Source organism: Sphingomonas phyllosphaerae 5.2, assembly GCF_000419605.1.
GTDB lineage: Bacteria > Pseudomonadota > Alphaproteobacteria > Sphingomonadales > Sphingomonadaceae > Sphingomonas > Sphingomonas phyllosphaerae_B.
This window is the reverse complement of the sequence record NZ_ATTI01000001.1, coordinates 2485347-2509425: the sequence shown is the minus strand read 5'-3', so window position 1 is coordinate 2509425 and position 24079 is coordinate 2485347. Positions and strand designations below refer to the sequence as shown.

Here is a 24079-nt window from a genome sequence, read left to right as displayed (position 1 = left end):
TGATGGAACCGGGTGATCCCGGGGCGGCAGCACAGGTGAACATCGGCTTCATCGCCGCGATCGTGGCCGTGGCGACGATCGGCGGATTCATGTTCGGATATGATTCCGGCGTCATCAACGGCACGCAGAAGGGCCTGGAAGCCGCATTCGACCTCGGCAAGCTGGGGATCGGCGTGAATGTCGGCGCGATCCTGGTCGGCTCGTCGATCGGCGCGTTCATGGCCGGGCGGCTGGCCGACCGGATCGGGCGTCGCGGCGTGATGATGCTGGCGGCGTTCCTGTTCCTGGGCAGCGCCTTGCTGGCGGGTGCGGCAAGCTCCTCGATCATCTTCATCTTCGCGCGCATCATCGGCGGGCTCGGCGTCGGCGCGGCGAGCGTGATCTCGCCCGTCTATATCTCCGAGGTAACGCCTGCGGCGATCCGTGGGCGACTGTCGAGCGTGCAGCAGGTGATGATCATCACCGGGCTGACCGGCGCGTTCGTCGCGAACTTCGCGCTGGCGCGTTACGCCGGCGGCTCGACCGCGACGTTCTGGTTCGGGTTCCAAGCGTGGCGTTGGATGTTCTGGCTGCAGGCGATCCCGGCCGCAATCTACCTCGTCGCGCTGCTGGTGATCCCGGAGAGCCCGCGCTTCCTGGTCGCGCAGAAGCGCGAGGAAGAGGCGCACAAGGTGCTGACCCGGCTGTTCGGCACCGCCGAGGCAGACCGCAAGGTCGGCGAGATCCGCCGCAGCCTGTCGGGCGACCAGCATCGCCCGCGGATGTCGGACCTGAAGGACCGCACCACCGGCAAGATCCGTCCGATCGTGTGGGCCGGCATCGGGCTGGCGGTGTTCCAGCAGCTGGTGGGCATCAACGTCGTCTTCTATTACGGCGCGACGCTGTGGGAAGCGGTGGGCTTCACCGAGGATCAGGCGTTGCAGACCAACATCTTGTCGGGCGCACTGTCGATCGGCGCGTGCCTGTTCACGATCTTCACCGTCGATCGCATCGGCCGCAAGCCGCTGCTGCTCGTCGGGTCGGCGGGCATGGCGGTGACGCTGGCGACGGTGGCGTGGGCGTTCTCGACAGCGGTGACCGATGCGGCGGGCGCGGTCAGCCTGCCGGGCAACAACGGCCTGATCGCGCTGGTCGCGGCCAACCTCTACGTGATCTTCTTCAATGCCAGCTGGGGCCCGGTGATGTGGGTGATGCTGGGCGAAATGTTCCCGAACCAGATCCGCGGGTCGGGTCTGGCGGTCGCGGGCTTCGCGCAGTGGATCGCCAATGCCGCGATCTCGGTCACCTTCCCGGCGCTGGCGGTGTCGCCGGGGCTGGCGGTGACCTATACCGGCTATGCGGTGTTCGCGGCGATCTCGTTCTTCTTCGTGCGCAAGATGGTGCACGAGACGCGCGGGCGCGAACTGGAAGACATGCAGGGCTGACGTGCGGCGGCGGGGCGAGCCCCGCCGCCTAAGCTGCCATCATGAAGGGGCGGTCGCGCGGTGCGGCCGCCCTTTTTCGCAGGACGCAGGCACTGCGAGCGAAACGAAGCAGTCCAGGGCGTCGTGCTCTGATGCTGGATTGCTTCGCTTCGCTCGCAACGACGGGCGGCCGGTTAGACCTGCCGTCATCCGGCCGCAGCGCTTACTTCGTGAGAACAGCCTCGATTTCCGCGCCCTTGGCGGTTTTCAGCGCGACGCACTGCCGGATCGCATCGAGCGTCTGGCCGAGTTCGAGTTCGCCGCCGCCGAGTACCGCCAGCTTCGGACGGAACAGTGCGTCCACCGCGGCAGCCTTGTCGGCACTGCAATAGCTGGCGAACAGCAACGGCAGGCGCGGGCGGCTGAACGCGGGGATCGCATTGACGACGCCGTCGAAATTGCTGCTCATCCGTGCGAAGAGCGCGTCGCGCCCGACCGGCGACTGCGGCAGCGTACGCATGATCGCGATGCGCTCGCTCGATTGCAGCGCATCGTCGTCACCCAGCGCCAGTGCGCGCGCGACCCCGGGGGCGGTGTCTGCGCTGCCGAGTGCGCGGAGCGCATGCTGGCGGAACAACGGATCGCTGCTGGCGACGAGCGCGGTGCGCAGGCGATCCATGAACGGCACGCCGCGGTCCTGCACCGCGACGATCAACGCCAGCGCGCGATAGCTGGTGTCGAGCGCGCGCGCATCGCCCAGCGCGGCGGTGGCGGCGTCGGCGAGCTGACCCCGGATCGCGGCATCCTTGGCCACGAACGCAGCGTAGGAGACGAGCGATTGCCGCAGCTGGCGCTGGCCGTTTTCCTCCTTTGCGTAGCCGCCGGCGGTCAGGTCGAGCGCGCCGAGCGAGCGCAGTCGCGGCAGCGAAAGGTCGGCGGCGAGCCGGCGCAACCCGGCTTCGGCGGCAGGCGACAGCCCGAGCCGGTCCACCCCGCCGATCGCGCTGGGCAGCAGCAACGTCGCCGAGCGTTCGCGATGGTCGGCGAGGACGCGCGCGCCCGCGACGACGCGCGCGAAGCTGGCGTTGCCGGCGGTGAAGTCGGCCCACAGGCTGTCCGCCGCGGCCATCGCCTCACGCGCAGGCAGCGCCGCAGCGCCGGCGAGCAGCGCCCGCCATCCCGCATCGTCGAGGCTGTAGCGCCAATAGCCCGCGCCGCCGGCGTTCGGGATCGCGAGGCCGCTGCCCTTGAGCGCGAGCGTGCCGTTGGCTGTGGTCAGCAGCGTGCAGCTCCGCACGTCACCCTGCCGTGCGCAGACCGGTACGTTCCACGTCTGCGGCGCGACGGCGGCGACGCCGATCGGACGGTAGCGCGCCTGCGCGACCCGCCAGCCAGCGCCGTCCTGGCGGATCGAAACGACCGGCACGCCGGTCTGCTCGACGAAGCTGCGGAACACCGGCACGATGCCGGCGTCGCCCGAGCCTTTCGCCATCGACGCGAAGAAGTCGTCGGCGTTGGCATTGGCATAGCGGAAGCGGTTGAGATGGTAACGCACGCCGGCCCGGAACCGGTCGGGGCCGAGATATTGTTCGACCATCGTCAGCACCTGACCACCCTTCTGGTAGGTGATCGAGTCGAAAGCGCTGGCGATCTGATCGTTGCGGGTGATCTCCTGCCGGATCGGCCGGCCGACCGATTGGCTGTCGGTGTCCATGGCGCCAAGCGCCTCGGCAAGCTGCGCGACTTCGGTGCCAAGCCCCGGCTGCCACAACTCGCCGACGCGATTGCCGGCCCATTCGGCGAAGCTCTCGTTCAGCCAGATATCGGTCCACCACGTCGGCGTGACGAGATCGCCGAACCATTGGTGCGCCAGTTCGTGCGCGACGACCATCCCGAAGTCGCGGCGCTGGCTGGCGGGCGCATCGGGAGCGAGCAGCAGCAGCGTGTCGTTGTAGGTGACCAGCCCGGCATTCTCCATCGCGCCGCCCATCTCCGGCGAGGCGATCTGGTCGAGCTTTTCGTAAGGATAGGGCATGCCGAAATATTGTTCGTGCAACGCGAGGATCTTCGGGCCCTCGGACGCGGCGAGTTGCAGGCGCGATGCCTGCCCCTTGGTCGCGATGGCGCGATAGGGGAGCGCATCCTTGCGGACCGTATTCGCGGGTGCGTTGCCGGGCACGACGTCGAACGCACCGACCGCAATCGCGACGAGGTACGTTGGCAGCGGCCGCGAGGGCGCGAACTTGTGGACGGTCAGCCCGCCGCCCGCCGTGCCGTGCGCGGTTTCGGGCGTGTTGGCGAAGACGCGGTCACCGGCGGGGGCGGTGATCGAGAGCGTGAACGGCGTCTTGAAGCCGGGTTCGTCGAACGACGGGAACATGCGGCGCGCATCGATCGGTTCGAATTGCGTCCAGGCGTACCATTCGGCCCCGACCTTCGTGCGATACAGGCCTTCGCTGCCGTTCATGAACGGCGCGTCATAGTCGAAGGTCAGCGTGACGCGACCGGCGGGGAGCGTGCCGTCGAAGTCGAGGCGAACGACGCCGCTGGCATCGACCTGCGTGTAACGGGCGGCGATGGTGCGGGTGCCGGCCCTGGCGGCGGCGCGGGTGACGGTGAGGCCGTTACCGTGCAGGTAGAGCGAGCCGGTGGCGGCGGCGACCTGCGCATCGATCTCGACATGGCCGGTGAAGCGCGGCTGCGCCGGATCGACGGTAAGGTCGATGCGATAAGCGGTAGGCCGCGCTGCATCGGAAAGCCGGCCGAGCGGGACGTCGGATGGCGCGGGCGCCGCGCGGGGCGCTTCCGCAAGCGCGGGGGGCACGAACAGCAGCGCGGCGGAGGCGAGCAGCACGGTCTTCATCGGGGCGATCCTTTTCATCGGCGCGACCGTATCAGTGGCTACGATCCGCGGGTAGCGCCCGCGTGACTACAATCGGGTGCGCACCGCCCATAGTTCGGGGAACAGCTCGACCTCCAGCATCCGGCGGAGGTAGGAGGTGCCGGCGGTGCCGCCGGTCCCCCGCTTCATGCCGATCACGCGCTCCACCGTCGTGACGTGGTTGAAGCGCCAGCGGCGGAAATAATCCTCGAGGTCGACCAGCTTCTCGGCGAGTTCGTAGAGCGGCCAATAGGTGGGCGGATCGCGGTAGATCGTCGCCCAGGCGGCGGTGACCGCCTCGTCGGCGACATGCGCGTCGCGCCAGTCGCGCGCCGGATCGCCGAGCAGCCCGGCGGCGTGGAGCCGGACGAGCGCCGCGTCGTAGATGCTGGGTGCGGCAAGGATCGCCTCCAGCCGGGCGAGCGTCACCGGGCGGTGGCGGTGCGGTCCGAGCGTTGCGGCGGTGCGGTTGCCGCAGAGATATTCGATGGCGCGATATTGCCACGACTGGAAGCCCGACGACTGGCCGAGCGCGTCGCGGAAGGTGGTGTAGTCGGACGGTGTCATCGTGCGCAGCACGTCCCACGCGCCGTTCAGCTGTTCGAGGATGCGGGAGACGCGCGCCAGCAGCTTGAACGCCTGCGGCAGCGCACCCGAGAGGATCGCGTCGCGCGCGCTTTCCAGTTCGTGGACGGCCAGCTTCATCCACAATTCGCTGGTCTGGTGCTGGATGATGAACAGGAGTTCGTCGTGCGCGTCGCTCAGCGGGTGCTGCGCGTCCAGCACCCGGTCGAGCGCTAGATAGTCAGCATAGCCCATCCGCTCCGCGAAGTTCAGCTCTGCATCGTGATGTTCCATCAGGTCACCTTGGCGCGGGCCTGGAATTCGGGACGGTCCCAGGCGTCGGTGGCGAGAATGTCGGCAAGGATCGCGACGGCGGCCACCACCTCGTCCTCGTCCAGGTAGAGCGGGGTGAAGCCGAAGCGCAGCACGTCGGGCGCGCGGACGTCGCCGATCACGCCGCGCGCGATCAGCGCCTGCATCACGGCATAGGCATTCGGGTGAGTGACGCTGACCTGGCTGCCGCGCGCGTGCGGATCGCGCGGCGAGGCGAGCGCTACCTGCGGGCAATGCGCCTCGACCTCGCGGATGAAGCGTTCCGAAAGGCGGATCGATGCGTCGCGCAGGTCGGCCATGTCGACGTCGTCCCAGGCGTCGAGCGCGGCGTCGAGGATCGACAGTGCGACGATCGGCGGCGTGCCGACCCGCATCCGCTCGACGCCGGGCGCGGGGCGGTAGTCGCGCTCGAACGCGAAGGGCGCGTCATGGCCGAACCAGCCGGCGAGGATCGGTTCGGCGACATCGGCGTGCGCCGCGGCGACGTGGATGAAGGCGGGCGCGCCCGGGCCGCCGTTCAGGTATTTGTAGGTGCAGCCGACCGCGAAGTCGGCCTTCGCCGCGGTGACGTCGATCGGCAGCGCGCCGGCCGAATGCGCCAGGTCCCATATCGCCACCGCGCCGGCAGCGTGCGCGCGGGCGGTGAGCGCGGCCATGTCGTGGAGGCGGCCGGTGCGGTAATCGACCTGTGTCAGCATCACCACCGCGACGCTGTCGTCGATCGCGTCGGCGACCGCCTCGGGTGCGACCACTTTCACCTCCAGCCCGCGGCCGAGCGCGCGGGTCAGCGCGTCGGCGATATAGAGGTCGGTGGGAAAATTGCCGCTGTCGGACAGCACGACCCGGCGTTCGGGACGCAGCGCGAGCGCGGCGGCGAGCGCCTGGAAGACCTTGATCGACAAGGTGTCGCCGGTGGTGACGGTGCCGGCGGGCGCGCCGATCAGCCGCGCGATCCGGTCGCCGACGCGTGCCGGCAGCGTCGCCCAGTCGGCGTCGTTCCACGCGCGGATCAGCCGGTCACCCCATTCCGCACGCAGCACCTGCGCCGCGCGCGCCTCCGCTGCGATCGGCAGCGGCCCGAGCGAATTGCCGTCGAGATAGATCACGCCCGGCGGAAGGTGAAACAGGGCGCGGGTCGCGGCGAAATCGGTCATGGGCGCGAGACTAGGATCGTTTCCGGCGATACGAAAGCGTTTCCTTGACCACGCATGACGCCGGTTGCCGCCGTCAATCGGCAGCGACCGGCCCATGCTGCGGAGTCGGACGGCGGCACAGCCAGATCGGGATGATCAGCACCGCGGCGAGCCACGCCGACAGCCGGAACAGGTCGGTCGAGGCGAGCAGATAGGCCTGGCCGACCATCTGCCGCGTCACGGCGGCGGCGGCCTGCTGCGTCGTCATGCCGAGCTTCTCCAGCTGCTGCGCGGCCATCTGCCAGCCCATGCCGCTGCCGATCGCCTCCGACAGGCGCGACTGGTGCAGCGCCTCGCGTCGGTCCCAGCCGGTCGAGATCAACGACGCGGCGAAACCGCCCGCGACGATCCGCCCGAAATTGGAGATGCCGGTCGCGGACGGCAGCTTTTCGGGCGGGATGCGATCGAGCGAGATCGTCAGCATCGCCAGGAAGAACGTGCCCATCGACACACCCTGCACCAGCAACGGCAGCATGAGATCCACGAACGTCGCCTGCGTGGTGAAGCCGGAGCGCATCCAGTAACTGATTGCGAAACCCGCGAAGGCCACCGTTGCCAGGATGCGCGCATCGATCTTGCCGGAAAGGCGCGCGACCAGCGGGGTCAGGATCACCGCGACCAGCCCGCTGGGGGCGGCGACCAGCCCGGCCCAGGTGGCGGTATAGCCCATCTGCGTCTGCAGCCACAGCGGCAGGATCAGGATGTTGGCGAAGAACACCGCATAGCCGAGGGCAAACGCGAGGTTCCCGATCCAGAAGTTGCGGCGCGCGAACAGCGTGAGGTCGACCGTCGGGTTGGCGTCGGTCAGTTCCCAGATCACCCAGGCGATGAAGCCGACGATTGCGGTGAGCGTGAGGATGACGATCAACGGATCGTTGAACCAGTCGGCGTTCTTGCCGAGATCGAGCATCACCTGCAACGAGCCGACCCACAGCACCAGCAGCCCGAGCCCGACGGTGTCGATCGGCAGGCGTGCGGTCGGCGTCTCGCGGTCCTTCAGCCGCGTCCAGCATACGAACGCGGTCAGCACGCCGAAGGGCACGTTGATGAGGAAGATCCACGACCAATGGTAATTGTCGGAGATGTAGCCGCCGAGGATCGGTCCCATGATCGGCGCGACCAGCGTGGTCATCGACCAGATACCGAGCGCGGTGGAGCGCTTGTGGGAGGGGAAGATCGAGATCAGCAGCGCCTGGCTGCCCGGCATCATCGGCCCCGACACCGCGCCCTGCATGACCCGGAAGATGATCAGCGACGGCAGGTCCCATGCGATGCCGCACAGGAACGACGCGAGCGTGAACAGCGCGACGGAGATGCAGAACACCCGCACCACGCCGAAGCGGCGCATCAGCCAGCCGGTCAGCGGCACCGCCACGCCGTTGGCGACGGCGAAGGCGGTGACGACCCAGGTCGAATTGTCGCTGGAGACGCCGAGGTTGCCCGCGATCGTCGGCAACGAGACGTTGGCGATCGTGGAATCGAGCACCATCATGAACGTGCCCAGCGCCAGCGCGAACGCGGTGACGCCGAGCCGCACGCCGGTCATCGGTGCAGGGCCGGAGGGCGGGACGTCAGCCATGCCGATGTGCCGACGAAGGGCGATGACGAACAGCGCCATCGTTGCGAGCGGAGCGAAGCGATGACCGGTGGGCCAAGGCAGCCGGACCCATTTCCGACATCATGGCTCTCACCGGTTGGCCGCCACGATGCGGCGGATCGTGGCCTCCACCTTCGGATCGGAACCGGTGGTGGTGTCGCCGCGATACGGGGCGGCCGCAGTCTGCGCGAGGCGCGGACCGCCGGTGTCGGCGGTGTCGATCGTCGCCTTCACCGACAGGCCGACGCGCAGCGGATTGGCGCGCAGCTCGCGCGCATCGAGCGCGATGCGCACAGGTACGCGCTGCACGATCTTGATCCAGTTGCCGCTGGCGTTCTGCGGCGGAAGCAGCGCGAAGGCGTTGCCGCTGCCCGCAGACAATCCGACGACGCGACCGTGGTAGGTGATGTCGTCGCCGTACATGTCGGACGTCAGCACCACCGGCTGGCCGAGACGAACGTCCTTGAGCTGCGTCTCGCGGAAGTTGGCGTCGACCCACAGTCGATCGAGCGGGACGATCGCCATCAACGGGGTGCCGGCGGCGACCTGCTGCCCGACCTGCACGGTGCGCTGCGCGACGACGCCGGCGATCGGAGCGAGGACGTGCATGTGCGCGCGGGTGATCGCGGCGCGGCGATAGGAGGCGATGGCGGCGAGCACCGCCGGGTTTGTGTCGACCTCAGTGCCCTGCACGGTCGCCTGCGCCTGCCGCCGCTGTTCGCGCGCGAGCCGCAGATTGGCCGAGGCGACCTTCACTGCGTCGGCAGCGTGGTCGAGCTCCTCGCCCGAGACCGCGCCCTGTGCGGCGGCGCTGCGACGGCGCGCATAATCGGCCTGCGCGCGATTCAGCTCGGCCTGCGCCTGGACGATCCCGGCATCGGACTGGCCGACGCGCGTGAAATCGGCGCGCGTCGAACGGACCGCGCGCGCCAGCTCCGCGCTGGCGGCGGCGACGTTGACGTCGGCGGTGGTCGGGTCGAGGTCGATCAGCGGTTGCCCGGCGGTGACCCCCTGCGTGTTGTCGGCGTGCAGCGCGGTGACCGTGCCGGGATCGCGCGCGGTGATCGCGACGACATCGCCGGCGACATAGGCGTCGTCGGTCTCCTGCTCGGGCGGGCTGAAGAAGAAATGGAACACCGCCCAGACGATCACGGCGACCAGGACGATGACGCCCAGGATCGTGAACGCACGCCGGCGCGTGGCGGGCTTTGCGCTTGGCGCGGGTGCGGCGGCTTCGGGCGCAGGAGTGCTGGCGGGCGTGTCGGTCATCGTATGGCGTCCTGAACGGGATCGAAGCCGCCACCCAGCGCGGTGGCGAGTTGGGCGCGCGCGGCGAGCGCGTCGATCGAGAGGTTGGCGTCGGCAAGCTGCGCGTCGAGCAGCCGCACGTCGTTATCGACCAGGTCGAGCCGGCTGTTGAGCCCGCTGGCGACGCGGACGGTGTTGAGGCGATTGGTCTCGGCGAAGCCGGCGGTCACCTCGCGCTGGCGCGCCTGCGTGGCGTCTGCGGTGCGGACCTGCGCGATCGCGTCCGCCACCTGTCGTGCGGCGGTGACGACCGCGTCGTTATATTGGGCGGTCGCGACGTCGAGCGCGGCAGTGGCGCCGGCAAGATCGGCACGACGGCGCCCGTTGTCGAACAACGGCAGGTGGATTGCGGCACCGCCGCCGGCCGTTCCGGAATCGAGGTCGACGAAGTTGCCGAAGCCGATCGCCTGGAGCCCGGCGAGCGCAGAGAGATTGATGTTGGGATAGAAGGCGCGGCGCGCGACCTGCCGTTCAGCGCCGGCGGCGACGATGCGTGCCTGTGCGGCGGCGATGTCGGCGCGACGGGCGAGCAGGTCGGCGGGGATCGCGGCGGGCACCGGTAGCGCGGCGTCCGGGGCGAGATGCGTGGTGCCGATCGCGGCGGCATAGTCGGACCCGCGCCCGGCGAGTGCGGCAAGCGCGTTGGTGGCGAGCACGCGCGCCGCCTGCGCCTGCACGAGTGCGAGCCGCGCCTGCGCCAGCAAGGTGCCGGCGGCGGCGGTGTCGATGCGGCTGGCGAGCCGATTGCGCTCGCGGGTCTGCACCAGCGACAGCGAGCCTTCGCGTGCCGAAATGGTGCGCGCGGCGATCGCGGCGCGGCGCTCGGCACGCGCGACCTCGACATAGCTCTGCACGACCGACCCGGCGAGCATCAGCCGCGCCGCGGCGGCATCGTAGCCGGCGGCGCGCGCCTGCGCCGCGGCGCCCTCGATCGCGGCCTTCTGGCGCCCGAACAGGTCGAGGTTCCAGGACAGCCCGGCCTGCGCCGTGCCGAGCGCACGAACCGTGCCCGCAAAGGGCGGGGGGATCGTGTAGCGGCCCGACAGGCGTGAGCCCTGCACCTGCGCGTCGAGGTCGGCGGCCGGGCCGCGCTCGGCATCCTGCCGCTCCAGCACCGCCTGCGCCTGTCGCACGCGGGCGGCGGCGATATCGAGCGAGGGGTTGCCGGCAAGCGCGTCGGCGACCAGCCGGTCGAGCTGCGGATCGCCGATCGCGCGCCACCAATCGGGGGCGAGTTGCACCGACGGTCCGGCGAGCGCGAGCGTGGTCGGCGTCGCGGCACTGACGGCCGGGTGCGAAGCCGGGACCGCGCAGCCCGCGAACAGCAGCGCGATCGCCGCGGCCAGCCCGGCGCGGCATCGTGCGAAGGAGCACGTGCCGGGAAGGGGCGGGGCGGGGACGGGCGGGGTCAGGCGCATGTCGCGATTTCCTCAAGCGTGCGGCGCAATTTCTGTAACTGCGCGAGGAATTGCTCGACCTCCGCATCGGGCCAGTCGGCGAGGCAGCGATTCCAGTAATCGACCACCAGGTCGCGGCAGCGCACCGTCACCGCGCGTCCCGCGTCGGTCAGCGACAGATGGACGACACGGCGATCGTCGAAGCTGCGCGTCCGTTCGACCCAGCCGCGCGCCTCCAGCGTGTCCATCATCCGTGTCATCGCGCCCTTGTCATGCGCCATGTCGCGGGCCAGCGACGCGCAGGTCGGCTCCGCGCCATGTTCGATCGCCATCAGCGCGGACCATTGCGAGGTGTTCAGCCCTTCGGCCGCAAAGGCGCGATCGAGCACCGTGACGCCGAGTTGATTGCAGACCTTTATCAGGTAGCCCACCGAACGTTCGGGCGTGTAGGTATCACGATGGTAGAAGCTCATACCGTTGCCATGGCAACCATTGCCGAGGCAGTCAACGATTTTGTTTCGCAACATTGCCGGGGTGCGCTCATGCCGCGCCGCTTGCGAAGGCGAGCCGGTGCGCTATGGTTTCAGCAGACACCTTGTTCCCCGGGGAGCTTACCTTTGGCCTATCGCGCATTCCTGGCAGCCGGCACGGCGCTGGCGGCTTTGACGACTCCCGTGCAGGCGCAGACCGCGCCCGCCGCAGCGCCGGTTTCGCAACTGGTGAAGGCGGTCGACATTCCCTACCAGCAGTTCACGCTGAAGAATGGCCTGCGCGTTATCGTCCACACCGACCGGAAGGCGCCGATCGTCGCGGTAAGCGTTTGGTACGACGTCGGTTCCAAGCACGAGCCGCAGGGCAAGACCGGCTTCGCGCATCTGTTCGAACACCTGATGTTCAACGGTAGCGAGAACGCGCCGGGCGACTTCTTCGAGCCGCTGCAGCAGGTCGGCGCCACCGATTTCAACGGCACGACCTATTTCGACCGCACCAATTATTTCGAGACGGTGCCGACGGCGGCGCTGGCGCGTGCGCTGTTCCTCGAATCGGATCGCATGGGCTATCTGACCGGCGCGATCACGCAGGGCGTCCTGGATGAGCAGCGCGGGGTCGTCCAGAACGAGAAGCGGCAGGGCGACAACCAGCCGTACGGCCTGCTCCGCTACAAGGCGACCGAGGGGCTGTTCCCGGCGACGCATCCCTATGGGCACACCACGATCGGATCGATGGCGGACCTGGACGCCGCCAGCCTCGCCGACGTGAAGGAATGGTTCAAAGGCCATTACGGCCCGAACAACGCGGTGCTGGTGCTGGCCGGTGACGTCGACGTCGCGACCGCCAAGCCGCTGGTGGAAAAGTATTTCGGCACGATCCAGGCCGGGCCGAAGAGCATCGCGCCGCCCGCGCCGGTGCCGAACGCGCTTCCCGGCGCGGCGCGAGAGGTGATGAAGGATCGCGTCGCGGCGACGCTGATCATGAAGGAATGGGCGGTGCCGGGGCTGAACGACAAGGACGCGCCGGCACTGGAAGTCGCCGCCGGTGTGCTGGGCGGGCTCGCCAGCTCGCGGTTCGACAATGCGCTGGTCAAGGGCGAGAAGCTGGCCGTGCAGAGTTCGGCCGAATATGAATCGTTCGCGCAGGTCGGCACGTTCCAGGTCATCGCGATCGTCCGCCCGGGCGTCGACGCCGCAACGGTGTCGAAGCGGCTGGACGCGCTGGTCGCCGACTTCATGAAGAACGGGCCGACCGCAGACGAGGTCAACCGCTACGTCACCAGCACGGTGTCGAACCGCATCGACGGGCTGGAAGCGGTCGGCGGGTTCGGCGGCAAGGCGACGGCGCTGGCCGAGGGGGCGCTCTATTCGAACGATCCCGGCTTCTACAAGAAGCAGCTGGCAGCGCTCGCGGCGCAGACACCGGCGACCGTGAAGGCAGCGGTCGGCAAATGGCTGGCGCGGCCGGCGTATCAGATCGAGATCATCAACGGCGATCGCGATGCCTACGCCGAATCGAAGGCGGTGCCGCCCGCCAAGGTCGTCGAGGCACCCGAGCCGCCCGCCAAGGGCACGCGCGGCGCGATCCCGGCGGTCGGCGAAATCGCCAATCTGTCGTTCCCGAAGGTGGAGCGCGCGAAGCTGTCGAACGGGATCGAGCTGGTCTACGCCAACCGCGCCGTCGTGCCGATCACGCAGGCGGTGCTGAGCTTCGATGCCGGCGTGGCGGCGGACGTCGCCGACAAGCTGGGCACGCAGCAGCTGACGCTCAGCATGATGGACGAGGGCACGGCCAAGCTGGATTCGATCCGCATCGCGGAGGCGCGCGAGCGGCTGGGCGCGACGATCGGCAGCGGGAGCAGCGCGGACCGCACGACACTGTCGCTGCGCGTGCCGAGCGCCAACCTCGCGGCGGGTGCTGACCTGTGGGCGGACATCGCGCGTGCGCCGTCCTTCCCCGAAAGCGAGTTGGGCCGCGTCAAGACGCAGCAGCTGACCGGGATCGCGCAGGAACTGACCAGCCCGCAGGGGCTGGTGCAGCGCGTGCTGCCCAAGCTGGTGTCGCCCGGTTCGCCTTATGCCAAGGCGCAGGGGTCCGGCGATGCGACGGCGGTCGCCTCGCTGACCCGTGCCGACCTTATCGCGTTCCAGCAGGCGTGGCTGCGTCCCGACAAGGCGAAGATCTTCGTCGTGTCCGATCGCCCGCTTGCTGAAATCCAGCAGGTGATGGAGGCGCGCTTCGGGAACTGGAAGCCGACCGGTACGCCGGGCACGAAGACCTTTCCGCCGGCGGTGAAGTCGGTGTCGCCACGCATCGTGGTGATCGATCGCCCGAACAGCCCGCAGTCGATGATCGCGGCGGGCGTGCAGACCGGGCTGAAGGGCACCGACGACCTGCTGCCGGTCGAGGTCGGCAACGACGCGCTGGGCGGCAGTTTCCTGGGTCGGCTCAACATGGACCTGCGCGAGGACAAGCACTGGTCCTACGGCGTGCGCGGCGCCTTCAGCCGCAACGCGATGGCGGCACCGTACGTGATGTATGCGCCGGTGCAGGCCGACCAGACCGGCCCCGCGCTCGCGGCGCTGCGCAGCGACGTCTCGCAGTATCTGGCGGGCAAGCCGATGACGCAGGACGAGTTCACGCGCGCGATCAACGCCGGCACCCGCTCGCTGTCCGGCGACTTCGAGACATCGGACAACGTGCTCTCCGCGATGCAGACCAACGACCTCTATGGACGCCCCGACGATTATTACGCGACGATCACGCAGAAATATCGCGCGCTGACGCTGCCCGAGGTCACCGCGGCGACCAAGGCGGCGATCGATCCGGCGAAGTTCGTGTGGGTCGTCGTCGGCGAGGCGGCGAAGGTTAAGCCGCAGCTTGACACGCTGGGGTTGCCAGTCGAGGTCATGGCTGCTGCCGCGGTGGCCGGAACGCCTCCGGCGCCCGTGGCCAAGTAAGGAGTATCACGATGGCCGGAGTGGACGGAACATACGATTGCACGGTGAAGTCGCCGCTGGGCGACCAGAAGATGACGCTGACGGTCACGCAGTCGGGTGACACGTTCACGGGACAGGCATCGGGCGCGATGGGCGCGTCGGACGTCAACGGGACGGTCGATGGCAACACCTTGGCGTGGAAGCAGCAGATGACCGTGCCGATGCCGATGACGCTCGATATCACCGCCACGGTGGATGGTGACGCGGTGACCGGCAGCGTCGGCGCAGGCGCGTTCGGCAGCTTCCCGCTGAACGGCACGCGCACCGCCTGACGCGAACGCACCCGGATGCGACCAGCGGCGTGGCAGGAGCGATCCTGCCGCGCCGTTCGTGTATTTCGCGCTGGTAAGTCACGACGCAGCAAGGCAAATCCGGCGCCGACACAGGGAGAGACGGTGTGGAAACGGGACGCAGGGAGATGATGGCGATGATGGCAGTCGGCGGAGCGGGGATCGCGGCGGGCGCACCGGGCGAGGCGCACGCCGCCGCCGCAGTGGTGCCGGCGCCGGTGCTGCACCACGTGTTCTTCTGGCTGCATGATCCGGCGTCGACCGCCGATCGCGACCGGCTGGTCGCCGGGCTGCGCACGCTGGCGGCAATCCCGGTCGTGCGCGCGCTGCACGTCGGGGTGCCCGCCGACACCGAGGCGCGCGACGTCGTGGACGGCAGCTATCAGGTGTCGGAGCTGATGTTCTTCGACACCGTTGCCGACCAGAAGGCGTATCAGGACCATCCGATCCACCGGCAGTTTGTCGCCGATTGCGAAAAGCTGTGGCGCAAGGTGGTGGTGTACGACACGTTGCGCGTGTGAGCGGCGACGTCGCGTGACACGGTCGCGTCATCGTTTTCCGCCACGGTAGCAATCGTGACGAGTGGGGGAATGACATGCGCGGATTGATCGCGGCGGCGGCGGCGCTGCTGGCGGCCATGCCGGCGCTGGCGCAAGAGCCGGCAGGGCGAACCATTCAGGTGACCGGAAGCGGCGTGGTGCAGACGCCGCCGGACGTCGCCATGATGGTCGTCTACCTGCGCGGCGAAGGTGCCGATCCGGACTCGGCGACGCGCCAGCTGGCCGCCCGGCAGAAGGCGGTGGCCGGCGGGCTCGCCGCACTGCTGGGACGCGAAAGCGAGCTTACGACCGGTAACGTCACGGTCATCGGGGCGCGGAGCGGCACATGCGCCGACGGACAGGGCTATAACAGCCAGCCGCGGGTCAGCACCGGCGACTGCACGATCGTCGGCTATATCGCCACGATGCAGACCAACGTCCGGGCACGCAACGTCGCCAGGGCCGCGACCGCGATCGGCCTCGCCGCGCGACTGGGGGCGAGCGATGCACGGCTCGAAGGATTCGTCCTGTCGAACCCGGACGCAGCACAGGCGCGCGCCGGCCTGGCGGCGATGGAGGATGCACGCCAGCGCGCGACGACGCTGGCGCGTAACGCCGGCGTGGCACTGGGGCCGCTGATGGAAGTACGCGACCAGCCCGGCTTCGGCGGGGGCGAGCGGGTGCAATTCGGTGACGCCCCGCCCGCTCCACCGCCGCCGCCCCCACCGCCACCGATCGAGCTGGATGCAAAGCCGCGGCCGATCGAGACGCGTGCGCAGGTGTTCGTCCGGTACGCGATCGCGCCATAACGCAGCATCGCAGGCCGAAGAGCGAGATGCGACGGGTTGATGCAAGTTCGTCGTTGCGAGCGGAGCGAATTACGCCGGGGCCGCGTCACGACGCTGGATGTTCGATGGCGGATCGCCTCGACGCTATGCCGTCCTACGAGCGAGCGACATTCAGCGGCCTTCGCCGCACGCGCCGTCGTTACGAGCATGGCGACGCAATCCACGGCGTCGGGCGGAACGCCGGAGTGGTTCGGCATGCTCGCAGTGACCGGTGGCGGGAACGCATTGGCCCGATCGCGGGAGCGCGGGTCGCCCGAACAGTCGTATGATCTTCATTGGCGAGCAGTGCGGCACCCGTGAGGCGCTGCAATTCGATTCAGCCTAGCGCGCCAGCCGGGTGACGTGCCCCATCTTTCGGCCCGGGCGCGTCTCGCGCTTTCCGTAGAGGTGGAGGTAGGTGTCGCGAGCGGCGACGTAATCGGGCCAGCGTTCCCAGTCGCTGCCGATGAGATTCTCCATCTCCACGCCGCGCGCGACCAGCGCGGTGTCGCCGAGCGGCAAGCCGCAGATCGCGCGGACGTGATTGGCGAATTGCGAAGTCGCCGCACCCTCGATCGTCCAATGCCCGGAATTGTGGACGCGCGGCGCCATTTCGTTGAAGACCGGGCCGTCGGCGCCGGCGAAGAACTCGCAGGTCAGCACGCCGACATGGCCGAGCGCGTCGGCGATCCGCCCGGTGAGCGCGGCCGCCTCGGTCCATTGCGCCGCGATCGGCGCGGGAGCCGGAAGCGTCGAGCGATGCAGGATCGCGTCGCGATGCTCGTTCCACGGCGGCGGGTAGCTGGTGATCGTGCCGTCGCGCCCGCGCACCAGCACGATCGAGAATTCATGCGTGAAGGTGACGAACGCCTCGAGGATCGCGGGGCCGCCGATCGCCTCCCAGGCCGTGTCGGCATCGGCGGCGGAGGCGAGGCGCATCTGCCCCTTGCCGTCATAGCCGAAGCGCGTCGTCTTGAGCACCGCGGGGCAGCCGATCGCGGCGAGCGCGTCGTCGAGCTCCTCACGCGTGTTCACCGCCTGCCAGCGCGCCGGGCGACCGCCGACCTCCTCCACGAACGTCTTCTCGCGGACGCGATCCTGCGCGACTTCGAGGCTGAGCGGCGCGGGGTAGACGGGCACGCGCTCCGCCAGCCACCTGACCGGGCCGGCGGCGATGTTCTCGAACTCGTAGGTGACGACGTCGCATTGCGCGGCGAAGTCGGCGAGCACCACCTTGTTGTGGTAATCGGCGCGCGTCAGCGACGAAGCGGTCTGCGCCGCGACGCTTTCGCGATCGGGAGCGAGGACATGGGTGCGATAGCCGAGGTCGGCGGCGGCGCTGGCGATCATGCGGCCGAGCTGACCGCCACCGAGGATGCCGATCGTGCTGCCGGGCGGGACGATCTCGCTCATGCCGGGTCGATCGCGACCGCGTCGGTCTGCCTGGCGCGCCACGCCTGAAGGCGTTGCGACAGCGCCGCATCCGATAGTGCGAGGATCGACGCGGCGAGCAACGCGGCGTTGATCGCACCGGCCTTGCCGATCGCCAGCGTGCCGACGGGGATGCCGCCGGGCATCTGCACGATCGACAGCAGGCTATCCATGCCCTTCAGCGCCTTTGACTCGACCGGCACGCCGAGCACCGGGAGGTGCGTCATCGACGCCGCCATGCCGGGGAGGTGCGCGGCGCCGCCGGCACCGGCGATGATCACCTTCAGCCCGCGGTCGGCGGCACCGGTCGCGTAATCATAGAGCCGCTGCGGGGTGCGGTGCGCGGACACCACCTTGGTCTCATGCGCGACACCGAGCGCGTCGAGCGTCTCGCTCGCGTGCCGCATCGTCTCCCAGTCGGAAGTGGAGCCCATGATGATGCCGATATCCGCCATCGCGTGCGGTTAGCGTCGCGAGTCGGTCGCGTCCAGCCCTTCGTCGCCGCGTCTGCGCGGGCAGGCGCCCGTCGACGTAACGTTCCCCGGATCGGGCCTGACCGACACTCGGCGATCATCCGCAACGAAAGGAGCCGTCCTCTCGCCAGCGGCACGCGGCAGGCGCGGGCTGGGAATGCCTGCGCGCGGTGCAATCCCGTCAGGCAGCCAGCTTCATGCCGTGCATCGCCTCGGCCGCCAGCGCGATCGAATGGCGGCGGGCCTGGTGATCGTAGACGGCGCTGGTCAGCATCACCTCATCGACGCCGGTGCGCTCCACGAACGCCGCAATGCCGCGCGCGACTTCATCGCGGGTGCCGATCGCGCTCGCCGACAGCGCATGGTCGAGGATCGCGGCATGCTGCGGCGGGAGCGACTGGCGATAACCGGGGACCGGCGGCTTCATGCGCCCGGGATTGCCGGTGCGCAGCGCGACGAACTGCTGCTGCTGCGAACTGGCGAGCAGTTCCGCCTCGTCACGCGTGTCGGCGGCAAAGACGTTGAAGCCGGCCATGGCGTAGGGCTTCGCGAGCGTCTCGGATGCGCGGAAATCGCGGCGGTAGATTGCGAGCGCCTGGTCGAGCGAATCGGGGGCGAAATGCGACGCGAAGGCGTAGGGCAGCCCCAGCATCGCGGCGAGTTGCGCGCCGAACAGGCTCGAACCCAGGATCCACATCTGTGGCTTGGCGCCCGCACCCGGGGTGGCCACGATGCCGGTGCGGCCATCGTCGGCGAAGTAGCTTTGCAGTTCGACCACGTCGCGCGGGAATTCGTTGGCGTCGCTGTTCAGGTTGCGGCGCAACGCGTGCGCGACCCGCTGATCCGAACCAGGCGCGCGGCCAAGCCCCAGATCGATACGGCCGGGGAACAACGCATCCAGCGTGCCGAACTGCTCGGCGATCTGCAACGGCGCGGAATTGGGAAGCATGATCCCACCGGCGCCGATGCGGATCGTCTTCGTCGCCTGCCCGACATGCGCGATCACCACCGCCGTCGCTGCGGAGGCGATGCCGGTCATCCCGTGATGCTCGGCCACCCAGTAGCGATTGAAGCCGAGCCCCTCGGCGTGGACGGCGAGATCGGCAGCGTTGGCAAGCGATTGGGCGACGGAGCCGCCTTCGGTGACGGGGACGAGGTCGAGAAGGGAATAGCGGGTCATAACAGGAAGGTGGGGAGGCCAGCGGGAGTTCGCCAGCCGATTGTAGCTTTCGCACGGGATAGCGGTGGTTTGCACCGCCCGTAGCGGCGGGGTGACGCCGCGCGGCAAAGCCACTACAGCGCGCGCCCATGCACCCCGCCTTCGCGCACGTCGACACGTGGATCTTCGACCTCGACAACACGCTGTACCCGGCGCGTGCCGACCTGTTCGCGCACATCGACCGGCGGATGACCGCGTTCATCGCGGACTTCCTTGGCGTCGACCCCGTCGAGGCGCGGCGTATCCAGAAGGAGTATTTCCTCGGCCACGGCACGACACTGGCCGGCTTGATGGCCGAGCATGACGTCGATCCGCATGCCTTCCTCGCCTATGTCCACGATATCGAGATGGACGCGCTGGAGGAGAATGCGCCGCTCGCCGCCGCGTTGGCGCAGTTGCCGGGCCGCAAGCTGGTCTTCACCAACGGTGACCGGCCCTATGCGCTCAAGGTGCTGGAGCGGCTCGGGCTGGGGCAGAGTTTCGAGGCGGTGCACGACATCGTCGCGATGGATCTGGTGCCGAAGCCGGCCGTCGCCGCCTATGCCGGGCTGTGCGCCGCGTTCGCGATCGATCCGACGCGCGCGCTGTTCGTCGAGGACATGGCGCGCAACTTGAAACCAGCGAAGGCGATCGGGATGACCACCGTGTGGGTGGACAACGGGTCCGAGCAAGATCACGACGCCGACCGATCCTATGTCGACCACCGCGTGACGGACGTCACCGCGTGGGTCCAGTCACTGTTGGAGGACCAATGACCGCCGAGCTTTCCGCCACGATCGATGCCGCCTGGGAAAATCGCGCCGAACTGGGCCTGACCACTGGGGGCGCGGTGCGCGTCGCGGTGGATCGTGCGCTGGCGCTGCTGGATGCGGGCGAGGCGCGCGTCGCGGAACCGGACGGCGCGGGCGGCTGGCGGGTCAACCAGTGGCTGAAGAAAGCGGTGCTGCTCAGCTTCCGCCTGAACGACAATGTGCTGATCGACAACGGTCCGGGTGCGGGACACTGGTTCGACAAGGTGCCGAGCAAGTTCTCCGGCTGGAGCGAGGCGGAGTTCCGCGCGGCCGGCTTCCGTGCGGTGCCGGGCAGCGTGGTGCGGCGCGGCGCGTTCGTCGGCAAGGGCGCGATCCTGATGCCCAGCTTCGTCAACATCGGCGCGCATGTCGGCGAAGGCACGATGGTCGACACCTGGGCGACGGTGGGCAGTTGTGCGCAGATCGGCAAGAACGTCCACCTTTCGGGCGGGGCGGGGATCGGCGGCGTGCTGGAGCCGCTGCAGGCAGATCCGGTCATCATCGGCGACGGCGCATTCATCGGCGCGCGCGCCGAAGTGGCGGAGGGCGTCCGCGTCGGTGAGGGCGCGGTGCTGTCAATGGGCGTCTATCTCGGCGCGTCGACCAAGATCATCGATCGCGAAACCGGTGAGACGTTCCGTGGCGAGGTGCCTCCCTATGCGGTGGTCGTGCCCGGATCGATCGGCGGCGGCGAGGGCAAGCCGGCGCTATATTGCGCGGTGATAGTAAAGCGGGTCGATGCACAGACCCGCAGCAAGACCAGTATCAACGACTTGTTGCGCGATTAACTAATACTTTCATTGCCTTGCTCATAGGGGTTCTTCGGGTGCGGCGCGATGAAGCATCGCGCGCTCCCGAAACTTTCTTGCATGACAGTTTGCATCTGCGATGATGCGGGTCGCTGGTTTTGCGACTTGCGTCAGCTTGTGAGAACTTTTCACCTTCTTTTTCGTTGTGCCTCCGTTATGAGAATGGAAAAGGCTGCGGGCGTTGATAAGCAGGGGGTTTTTCGCGGCGGCTCTGCTCATCGCGGGTTCGGCACAGGCGCAGCAGGTGGATATCGGCGCGTCGCCGCCCGCCGATCCCGCCGTGGCCAAGCCGGGCGACAGCGCCACAGGCCGCTCCGGGGACACGCAGCGCCCACCGCGCACGCCCGCCGCGCGAAGGCCGCGCGACACGTCGCCATCGTCGTTGATCGGCGACACGCAAAGTTCGCCCCCGCCCGGGCTGATCGGCGACTGGCACGAGATCCGCACGCGGCTGGGCAGGCGGGGGATCGGGCTGTCTGCGCGCTACGCGTCCGAGAGCGGCTATAATTTCGCGGGCGGCGAGCGGAAGCTGTTTCGCGAGACCGGGCAGTTCGACGTAGGTGCGCTGCTCGACATGGAGAAGCTGGCCGGGATCACCGGCGGGGCGGTGAGGGGGACGGTGACATGGCGGCGCGGCTATAACCTGACTGCCGACGCCGGGCTGGGCCTGCTGCTACAGGCGCAGGAAGTCTACGGGAGGGGGCAGACCGTCCGGCTGACGCATTTGTGGTGGGAACAGAAGATCGGCGAGCGCACCGAAGTGAAGCTGGGGCGCACCAGTCCCGGTGAGGACTTTGCGGTATTTTCCTGTCACTTCATGAACCTGAGTTTCTGCGGTGGCCCGCCGGGATACCTGGCCGGAGATTATTGGCATAGCTGGCCGATCAGCCAATGGGGCGCGCGGGTGCGCGTCGCGCTTGACGAGGATCGCTACGTTCAGGGTGCGGTCTACGAGATCAATCCGCGCAATCTCGACAACGACTTCTTCGTCGCCCGTTTCCGCGGCGCGACCGGCGTGCTGATCCCGGTCGAGGCGGGTGCGAGCCGCGGCGGCGACGACGGGAAGGTGGGTTCGTACAAGGTCGGCGGGTGGATCGGCACCGCGGCGGGCGACGACGTGCTGCTGGACCGCAATCGCCGCGCGATCGTCGTCACCGGCACCAAGCCTTTGCGTCATTCGAGTCGCTATGGCGTCTATTTCTCGATGCAGCAGCAGCTTACGGGCACATCGAAGGACGGCAAGTCGCTGACCGGGCTGGGCATGTTCCTGAACGTCACGCAGCTCGATCGCAAAACCAGCGTCATCGACAATCAGATTGCGCTCGGCATCTTCTACAAGGGGGTCGTGCCCGCTCTGCCCGGTGACGTGCTGGGTGTCGCAGTGGCGCGCACCAACGTCAATGGGCGCGTGGCCCGTGCCGACGAACTGGTGCCGGGGACGCCGGTACGCGACGCCGAATATGCGGCCGAGGTCTATTATAGCCTGCATCCGATCGAGTGGCTTGAACTTCGCCCGAACCTGCAATGGGTGCACCAGCCCGGCGGTGTCCGCGAAGCCCGCGACGTCGGCGTGATGGGGGTCAAGGCCGCGCTTACGCTTTGACGACCATGTTGTAGAACATGTAAAACAAATTGCCTCGACACCGTCACACGGCGCGCCTATCCGGAGGACCGGAAAAGAAAAAGGACACCTTCATGCCGACCGCCAGCAAGGTACTCGACCGCGTTCTCGTCCTCGAGATGGTGCGCGTGACCGAGGCGGCGGCGATCGCTGCCTCGACGCTGACCGGGCGCGGTGACGAGAAGGCGGCGGATGCCGCCGCGGTGGAGGCGATGCGCGCCGCGCTCAACGAACTCGACATGGACGGCACGGTCGTGATCGGCGAAGGCGAGCGCGACGAGGCGCCGATGCTGTTCATCGGCGAGAAGGTCGGCACCGGCAACGGCCCGGCGATCGACATCGCGCTCGATCCGCTGGAGGGCACCACGATCTGCGCCAAGTCCGGGCCGAACAGCCTGGCTGTGCTGGCGATCGCGGAGGCGGGCGGGCTGCTGAACGCGCCCGACGTCTACATGGAAAAGCTGGCGGTCGGCCCCGGATTGCCGGCCGGCGTCATCGATCTCGATCGCACCCCGACCGAAAACGTCGCGGCGATCGCGGCGGCAAAGGGTGTTGCGCCGAAGGATATCATCGCCTGCGTGCTCGATCGTCCGCGGCATGAGGCGCTGATCGCCGAACTGCGCGGCATCGGGTGCGGCGTGGTGCTGATCGGGGACGGCGATGTCGCAGGCGTGATCGCCACCAGCGACCCGGACACAACGATCGACGTCTACATGGGATCGGGCGGTGCACCGGAAGGTGTGCTGGCGTGCGCGGCGCTGCGTTGCGTCGGCGGGCAGTTCAAGGGCCGGTTGCTGTTCCGCAACGATGACGAGCGTGCGCGGGCGCGCAAATGGGGGATCACGGACCTCGATCGCCAATACGATCTGAAGGACTTGGCCAAGGGCGATTGTATCTTCGCGGCGACCGGCGTGACCGATGGTTCGTTGCTGGCGGGCGTGAAGCGCCACGCGACCAAGATGACGACCGAGAGCGTGGTGATGCGCGCCTCGTCGGGCACCGTGCGCTGGGTGAAGGGCGAGCACCGCCTCGACCAGTGACGGCGGCCGGCGCAGGTGCGGCGCTGGCGATCGCGCTGGCGAGCCTCGCGCTGCTGTTGCACGGGCGGCGGATCGGCTGGTGGCCGCGTCCGCCGGCCGTCGCCCCCGGCGCGGTGCGGCATCGCCACTTCGCGCGATTGACGCTACGCGCGATCGTGCATTTCGGGCTGGTAGCGGTGGTGCTGCTGGCGTCGCTCGGGCGGCTGCAGGCGCTCGTGCACGTGCCCGCCGAACTGCTGCCGGCGCGCGCGCTGGCAATCGCCTGGATTGGCCAGCCAGCATGGCAGTCGCTGGCGTGGGGGGCGCTGGCGGGAATGGTCATCGCGGCGGCGCTGGAACGGCGCGGACGCGGCGTTTCGCCTGGTGACCTGCGCGCAGTGACGCCTTCGCGGCGCGCGGAGCTTGGCTGGGGCGTGCTGCTCGCGACTACAGCGGGGGTGACGGAGGAGTTGTTCTTCCGGCTGCTGCTGCCGCTGCTGGTGGTGTCGCTCGGCGGATCGGCGCTGCTCGGGTTTGCGGCGGCAGCGGTGCTGTTCGGCTATGCGCACCGCTACCAGGGGTGGCGCGGGGTTGCCGGCACCATGCTCGCCGGCTTGCTGCTGACGTTGGTCTATCTGCTGTCCGGGCGGCTTTGGGCGGCAATGCTCGTCCATGCCGCGATCGACCTGAACGGGCTGGTCATTCGGCCCGCATTTGCGCGACGGCTGCGCCTGATGGCCCGCGGATATTCCTAGACGTTCGGACAGCGATGGGCGGGCGGGCCGCTCCCGCAATCACGCCGGGTTGCGGTTTCCCCAGCCGACCGACAGCGCGGCCGTAGCGAAGCATGCCGGCGCGGAATTAGGCGCATCCCTGCGGCTTTGGACCCACTC

At 68.8% G+C, this 24079-nt stretch carries 20 protein-coding genes; 10 read left to right on the top strand and 10 right to left on the bottom strand.

The window, feature by feature from the left end:
• Positions 1-2: 2 nt before the first annotated feature.
• Entirely contained in the window at positions 3-1424 is a 1422-nt protein-coding gene (locus SPHPHY_RS0111795; protein ID WP_022686891.1) for a sugar porter family MFS transporter, read from the top strand.
• A gap of 202 nt (positions 1425-1626) precedes the next feature.
• On the opposite strand, the gene SPHPHY_RS0111790 is transcribed toward SPHPHY_RS0111795, so the two are convergent.
• The 7 genes from SPHPHY_RS0111790 to SPHPHY_RS0111760 all read right to left on the bottom strand — a co-directional run bounded on the left by SPHPHY_RS0111790 (position 1627) and on the right by SPHPHY_RS0111760 (position 11149).
• Positions 1627-4266, bottom strand: coding sequence for a M1 family metallopeptidase (locus tag SPHPHY_RS0111790; RefSeq protein WP_022686890.1), 2640 nt, complete (start codon positions 4264-4266; stop codon positions 1627-1629).
• A gap of 66 nt (positions 4267-4332) precedes the next feature.
• The gene (locus SPHPHY_RS0111785; protein WP_022686889.1) at positions 4333-5142 is read right to left on the bottom strand and encodes a tryptophan 2,3-dioxygenase; all 810 of its coding nucleotides are present in this window, start codon (positions 5140-5142) and stop codon (positions 4333-4335) included.
• Positions 5142-6335, bottom strand: coding sequence for a kynureninase (gene kynU / locus SPHPHY_RS0111780; RefSeq protein ID WP_022686888.1), 1194 nt, complete (start codon positions 6333-6335; stop codon positions 5142-5144). Before kynU ends, SPHPHY_RS0111785 begins: the two co-directional genes overlap by 1 nt.
• Before the next feature lie 73 nt (positions 6336-6408).
• Positions 6409-7953, bottom strand: a complete 1545-nt coding sequence (locus SPHPHY_RS0111775; protein WP_028056825.1) for a DHA2 family efflux MFS transporter permease subunit — start codon at positions 7951-7953, stop codon at positions 6409-6411.
• A 108-nt stretch (positions 7954-8061) separates the two neighbouring features.
• On the bottom strand, positions 8062-9240 hold the full coding sequence (locus SPHPHY_RS0111770) for an efflux RND transporter periplasmic adaptor subunit (RefSeq protein WP_028056824.1): 1179 nt from the start codon (positions 9238-9240) through the stop codon (positions 8062-8064).
• Positions 9237-10697, bottom strand: a complete 1461-nt coding sequence (locus SPHPHY_RS0111765) for an efflux transporter outer membrane subunit (protein ID WP_081645300.1) — start codon at positions 10695-10697, stop codon at positions 9237-9239. Before SPHPHY_RS0111765 ends, SPHPHY_RS0111770 begins: the two co-directional genes overlap by 4 nt.
• Entirely contained in the window at positions 10688-11149 is a 462-nt protein-coding gene (locus SPHPHY_RS0111760; protein WP_022686885.1) for a MarR family winged helix-turn-helix transcriptional regulator, read from the bottom strand. The genes SPHPHY_RS0111765 and SPHPHY_RS0111760 overlap by 10 nt, the downstream gene beginning before the upstream one ends.
• Positions 11150-11293: 144 nt before the next feature.
• On the opposite strand from SPHPHY_RS0111760, the gene SPHPHY_RS0111755 reads away from it, so the two are divergent.
• From SPHPHY_RS0111755 to SPHPHY_RS0111740, 4 genes are all read left to right on the top strand, one after another.
• Positions 11294-14128 carry a M16 family metallopeptidase gene (locus SPHPHY_RS0111755; protein WP_022686884.1) on the top strand — a complete coding sequence of 945 codons (2835 nt, stop codon included), beginning with the start codon at positions 11294-11296 and terminating at the stop codon, positions 14126-14128.
• Between the two features lie 11 nt (positions 14129-14139).
• Positions 14140-14439 (top strand): hypothetical protein, encoded by a 300-nt coding sequence (locus SPHPHY_RS0111750; RefSeq protein ID WP_022686883.1) that lies wholly within the window; start codon positions 14140-14142, stop codon positions 14437-14439.
• 125 nt (positions 14440-14564) lie between these two features.
• Positions 14565-14978 (top strand): Dabb family protein, encoded by a 414-nt coding sequence (locus tag SPHPHY_RS0111745; protein WP_231370410.1) that lies wholly within the window; start codon positions 14565-14567, stop codon positions 14976-14978.
• A gap of 74 nt (positions 14979-15052) precedes the next feature.
• Positions 15053-15805, top strand: a complete 753-nt coding sequence (locus SPHPHY_RS0111740; RefSeq protein WP_022686881.1) for an SIMPL domain-containing protein — start codon at positions 15053-15055, stop codon at positions 15803-15805.
• Between the two features lie 360 nt (positions 15806-16165).
• Here SPHPHY_RS0111740 and SPHPHY_RS0111735 read toward each other — a convergent pair whose 3' ends face one another.
• The 3 genes from SPHPHY_RS0111735 to SPHPHY_RS0111725 form a co-directional block, all read right to left on the bottom strand.
• On the bottom strand, positions 16166-17236 hold the full coding sequence (locus tag SPHPHY_RS0111735) for a 5-(carboxyamino)imidazole ribonucleotide synthase (protein ID WP_022686880.1): 1071 nt from the start codon (positions 17234-17236) through the stop codon (positions 16166-16168).
• Positions 17233-17709 carry a 5-(carboxyamino)imidazole ribonucleotide mutase gene (gene purE / locus SPHPHY_RS0111730; RefSeq protein ID WP_022686879.1) on the bottom strand — a complete coding sequence of 159 codons (477 nt, stop codon included), beginning with the start codon at positions 17707-17709 and terminating at the stop codon, positions 17233-17235. The genes SPHPHY_RS0111735 and purE overlap by 4 nt, the downstream gene beginning before the upstream one ends.
• 199 nt (positions 17710-17908) lie before the next feature.
• Positions 17909-18907: an LLM class flavin-dependent oxidoreductase gene (locus tag SPHPHY_RS0111725; RefSeq protein WP_022686878.1), complete on the bottom strand. Its 999-nt coding sequence runs from the start codon at positions 18905-18907 to the stop codon at positions 17909-17911.
• A gap of 128 nt (positions 18908-19035) precedes the next feature.
• Between SPHPHY_RS0111725 and SPHPHY_RS0111720 the strand changes: the two genes are divergently transcribed.
• From SPHPHY_RS0111720 to SPHPHY_RS20040, 5 genes are all read left to right on the top strand, one after another.
• Positions 19036-19701 (top strand): pyrimidine 5'-nucleotidase, encoded by a 666-nt coding sequence (locus SPHPHY_RS0111720; protein ID WP_022686877.1) that lies wholly within the window; start codon positions 19036-19038, stop codon positions 19699-19701.
• Positions 19698-20525 carry a 2,3,4,5-tetrahydropyridine-2,6-dicarboxylate N-succinyltransferase gene (gene dapD / locus SPHPHY_RS0111715; protein WP_022686876.1) on the top strand — a complete coding sequence of 276 codons (828 nt, stop codon included), beginning with the start codon at positions 19698-19700 and terminating at the stop codon, positions 20523-20525. The genes SPHPHY_RS0111720 and dapD overlap by 4 nt, the downstream gene beginning before the upstream one ends.
• 202 nt (positions 20526-20727) lie before the next feature.
• Positions 20728-22149 (top strand): carbohydrate porin, encoded by a 1422-nt coding sequence (locus SPHPHY_RS0111710; RefSeq protein ID WP_028056819.1) that lies wholly within the window; start codon positions 20728-20730, stop codon positions 22147-22149.
• Between the two features lie 92 nt (positions 22150-22241).
• Positions 22242-23207, top strand: a complete 966-nt coding sequence (gene glpX, locus SPHPHY_RS0111705; protein ID WP_022686874.1) for a class II fructose-bisphosphatase — start codon at positions 22242-22244, stop codon at positions 23205-23207.
• Positions 23204-23941 (top strand): CPBP family intramembrane glutamic endopeptidase, encoded by a 738-nt coding sequence (locus SPHPHY_RS20040; RefSeq protein WP_022686873.1) that lies wholly within the window; start codon positions 23204-23206, stop codon positions 23939-23941. The genes glpX and SPHPHY_RS20040 overlap by 4 nt, the downstream gene beginning before the upstream one ends.
• Positions 23942-24079: the final 138 nt, after the last annotated feature.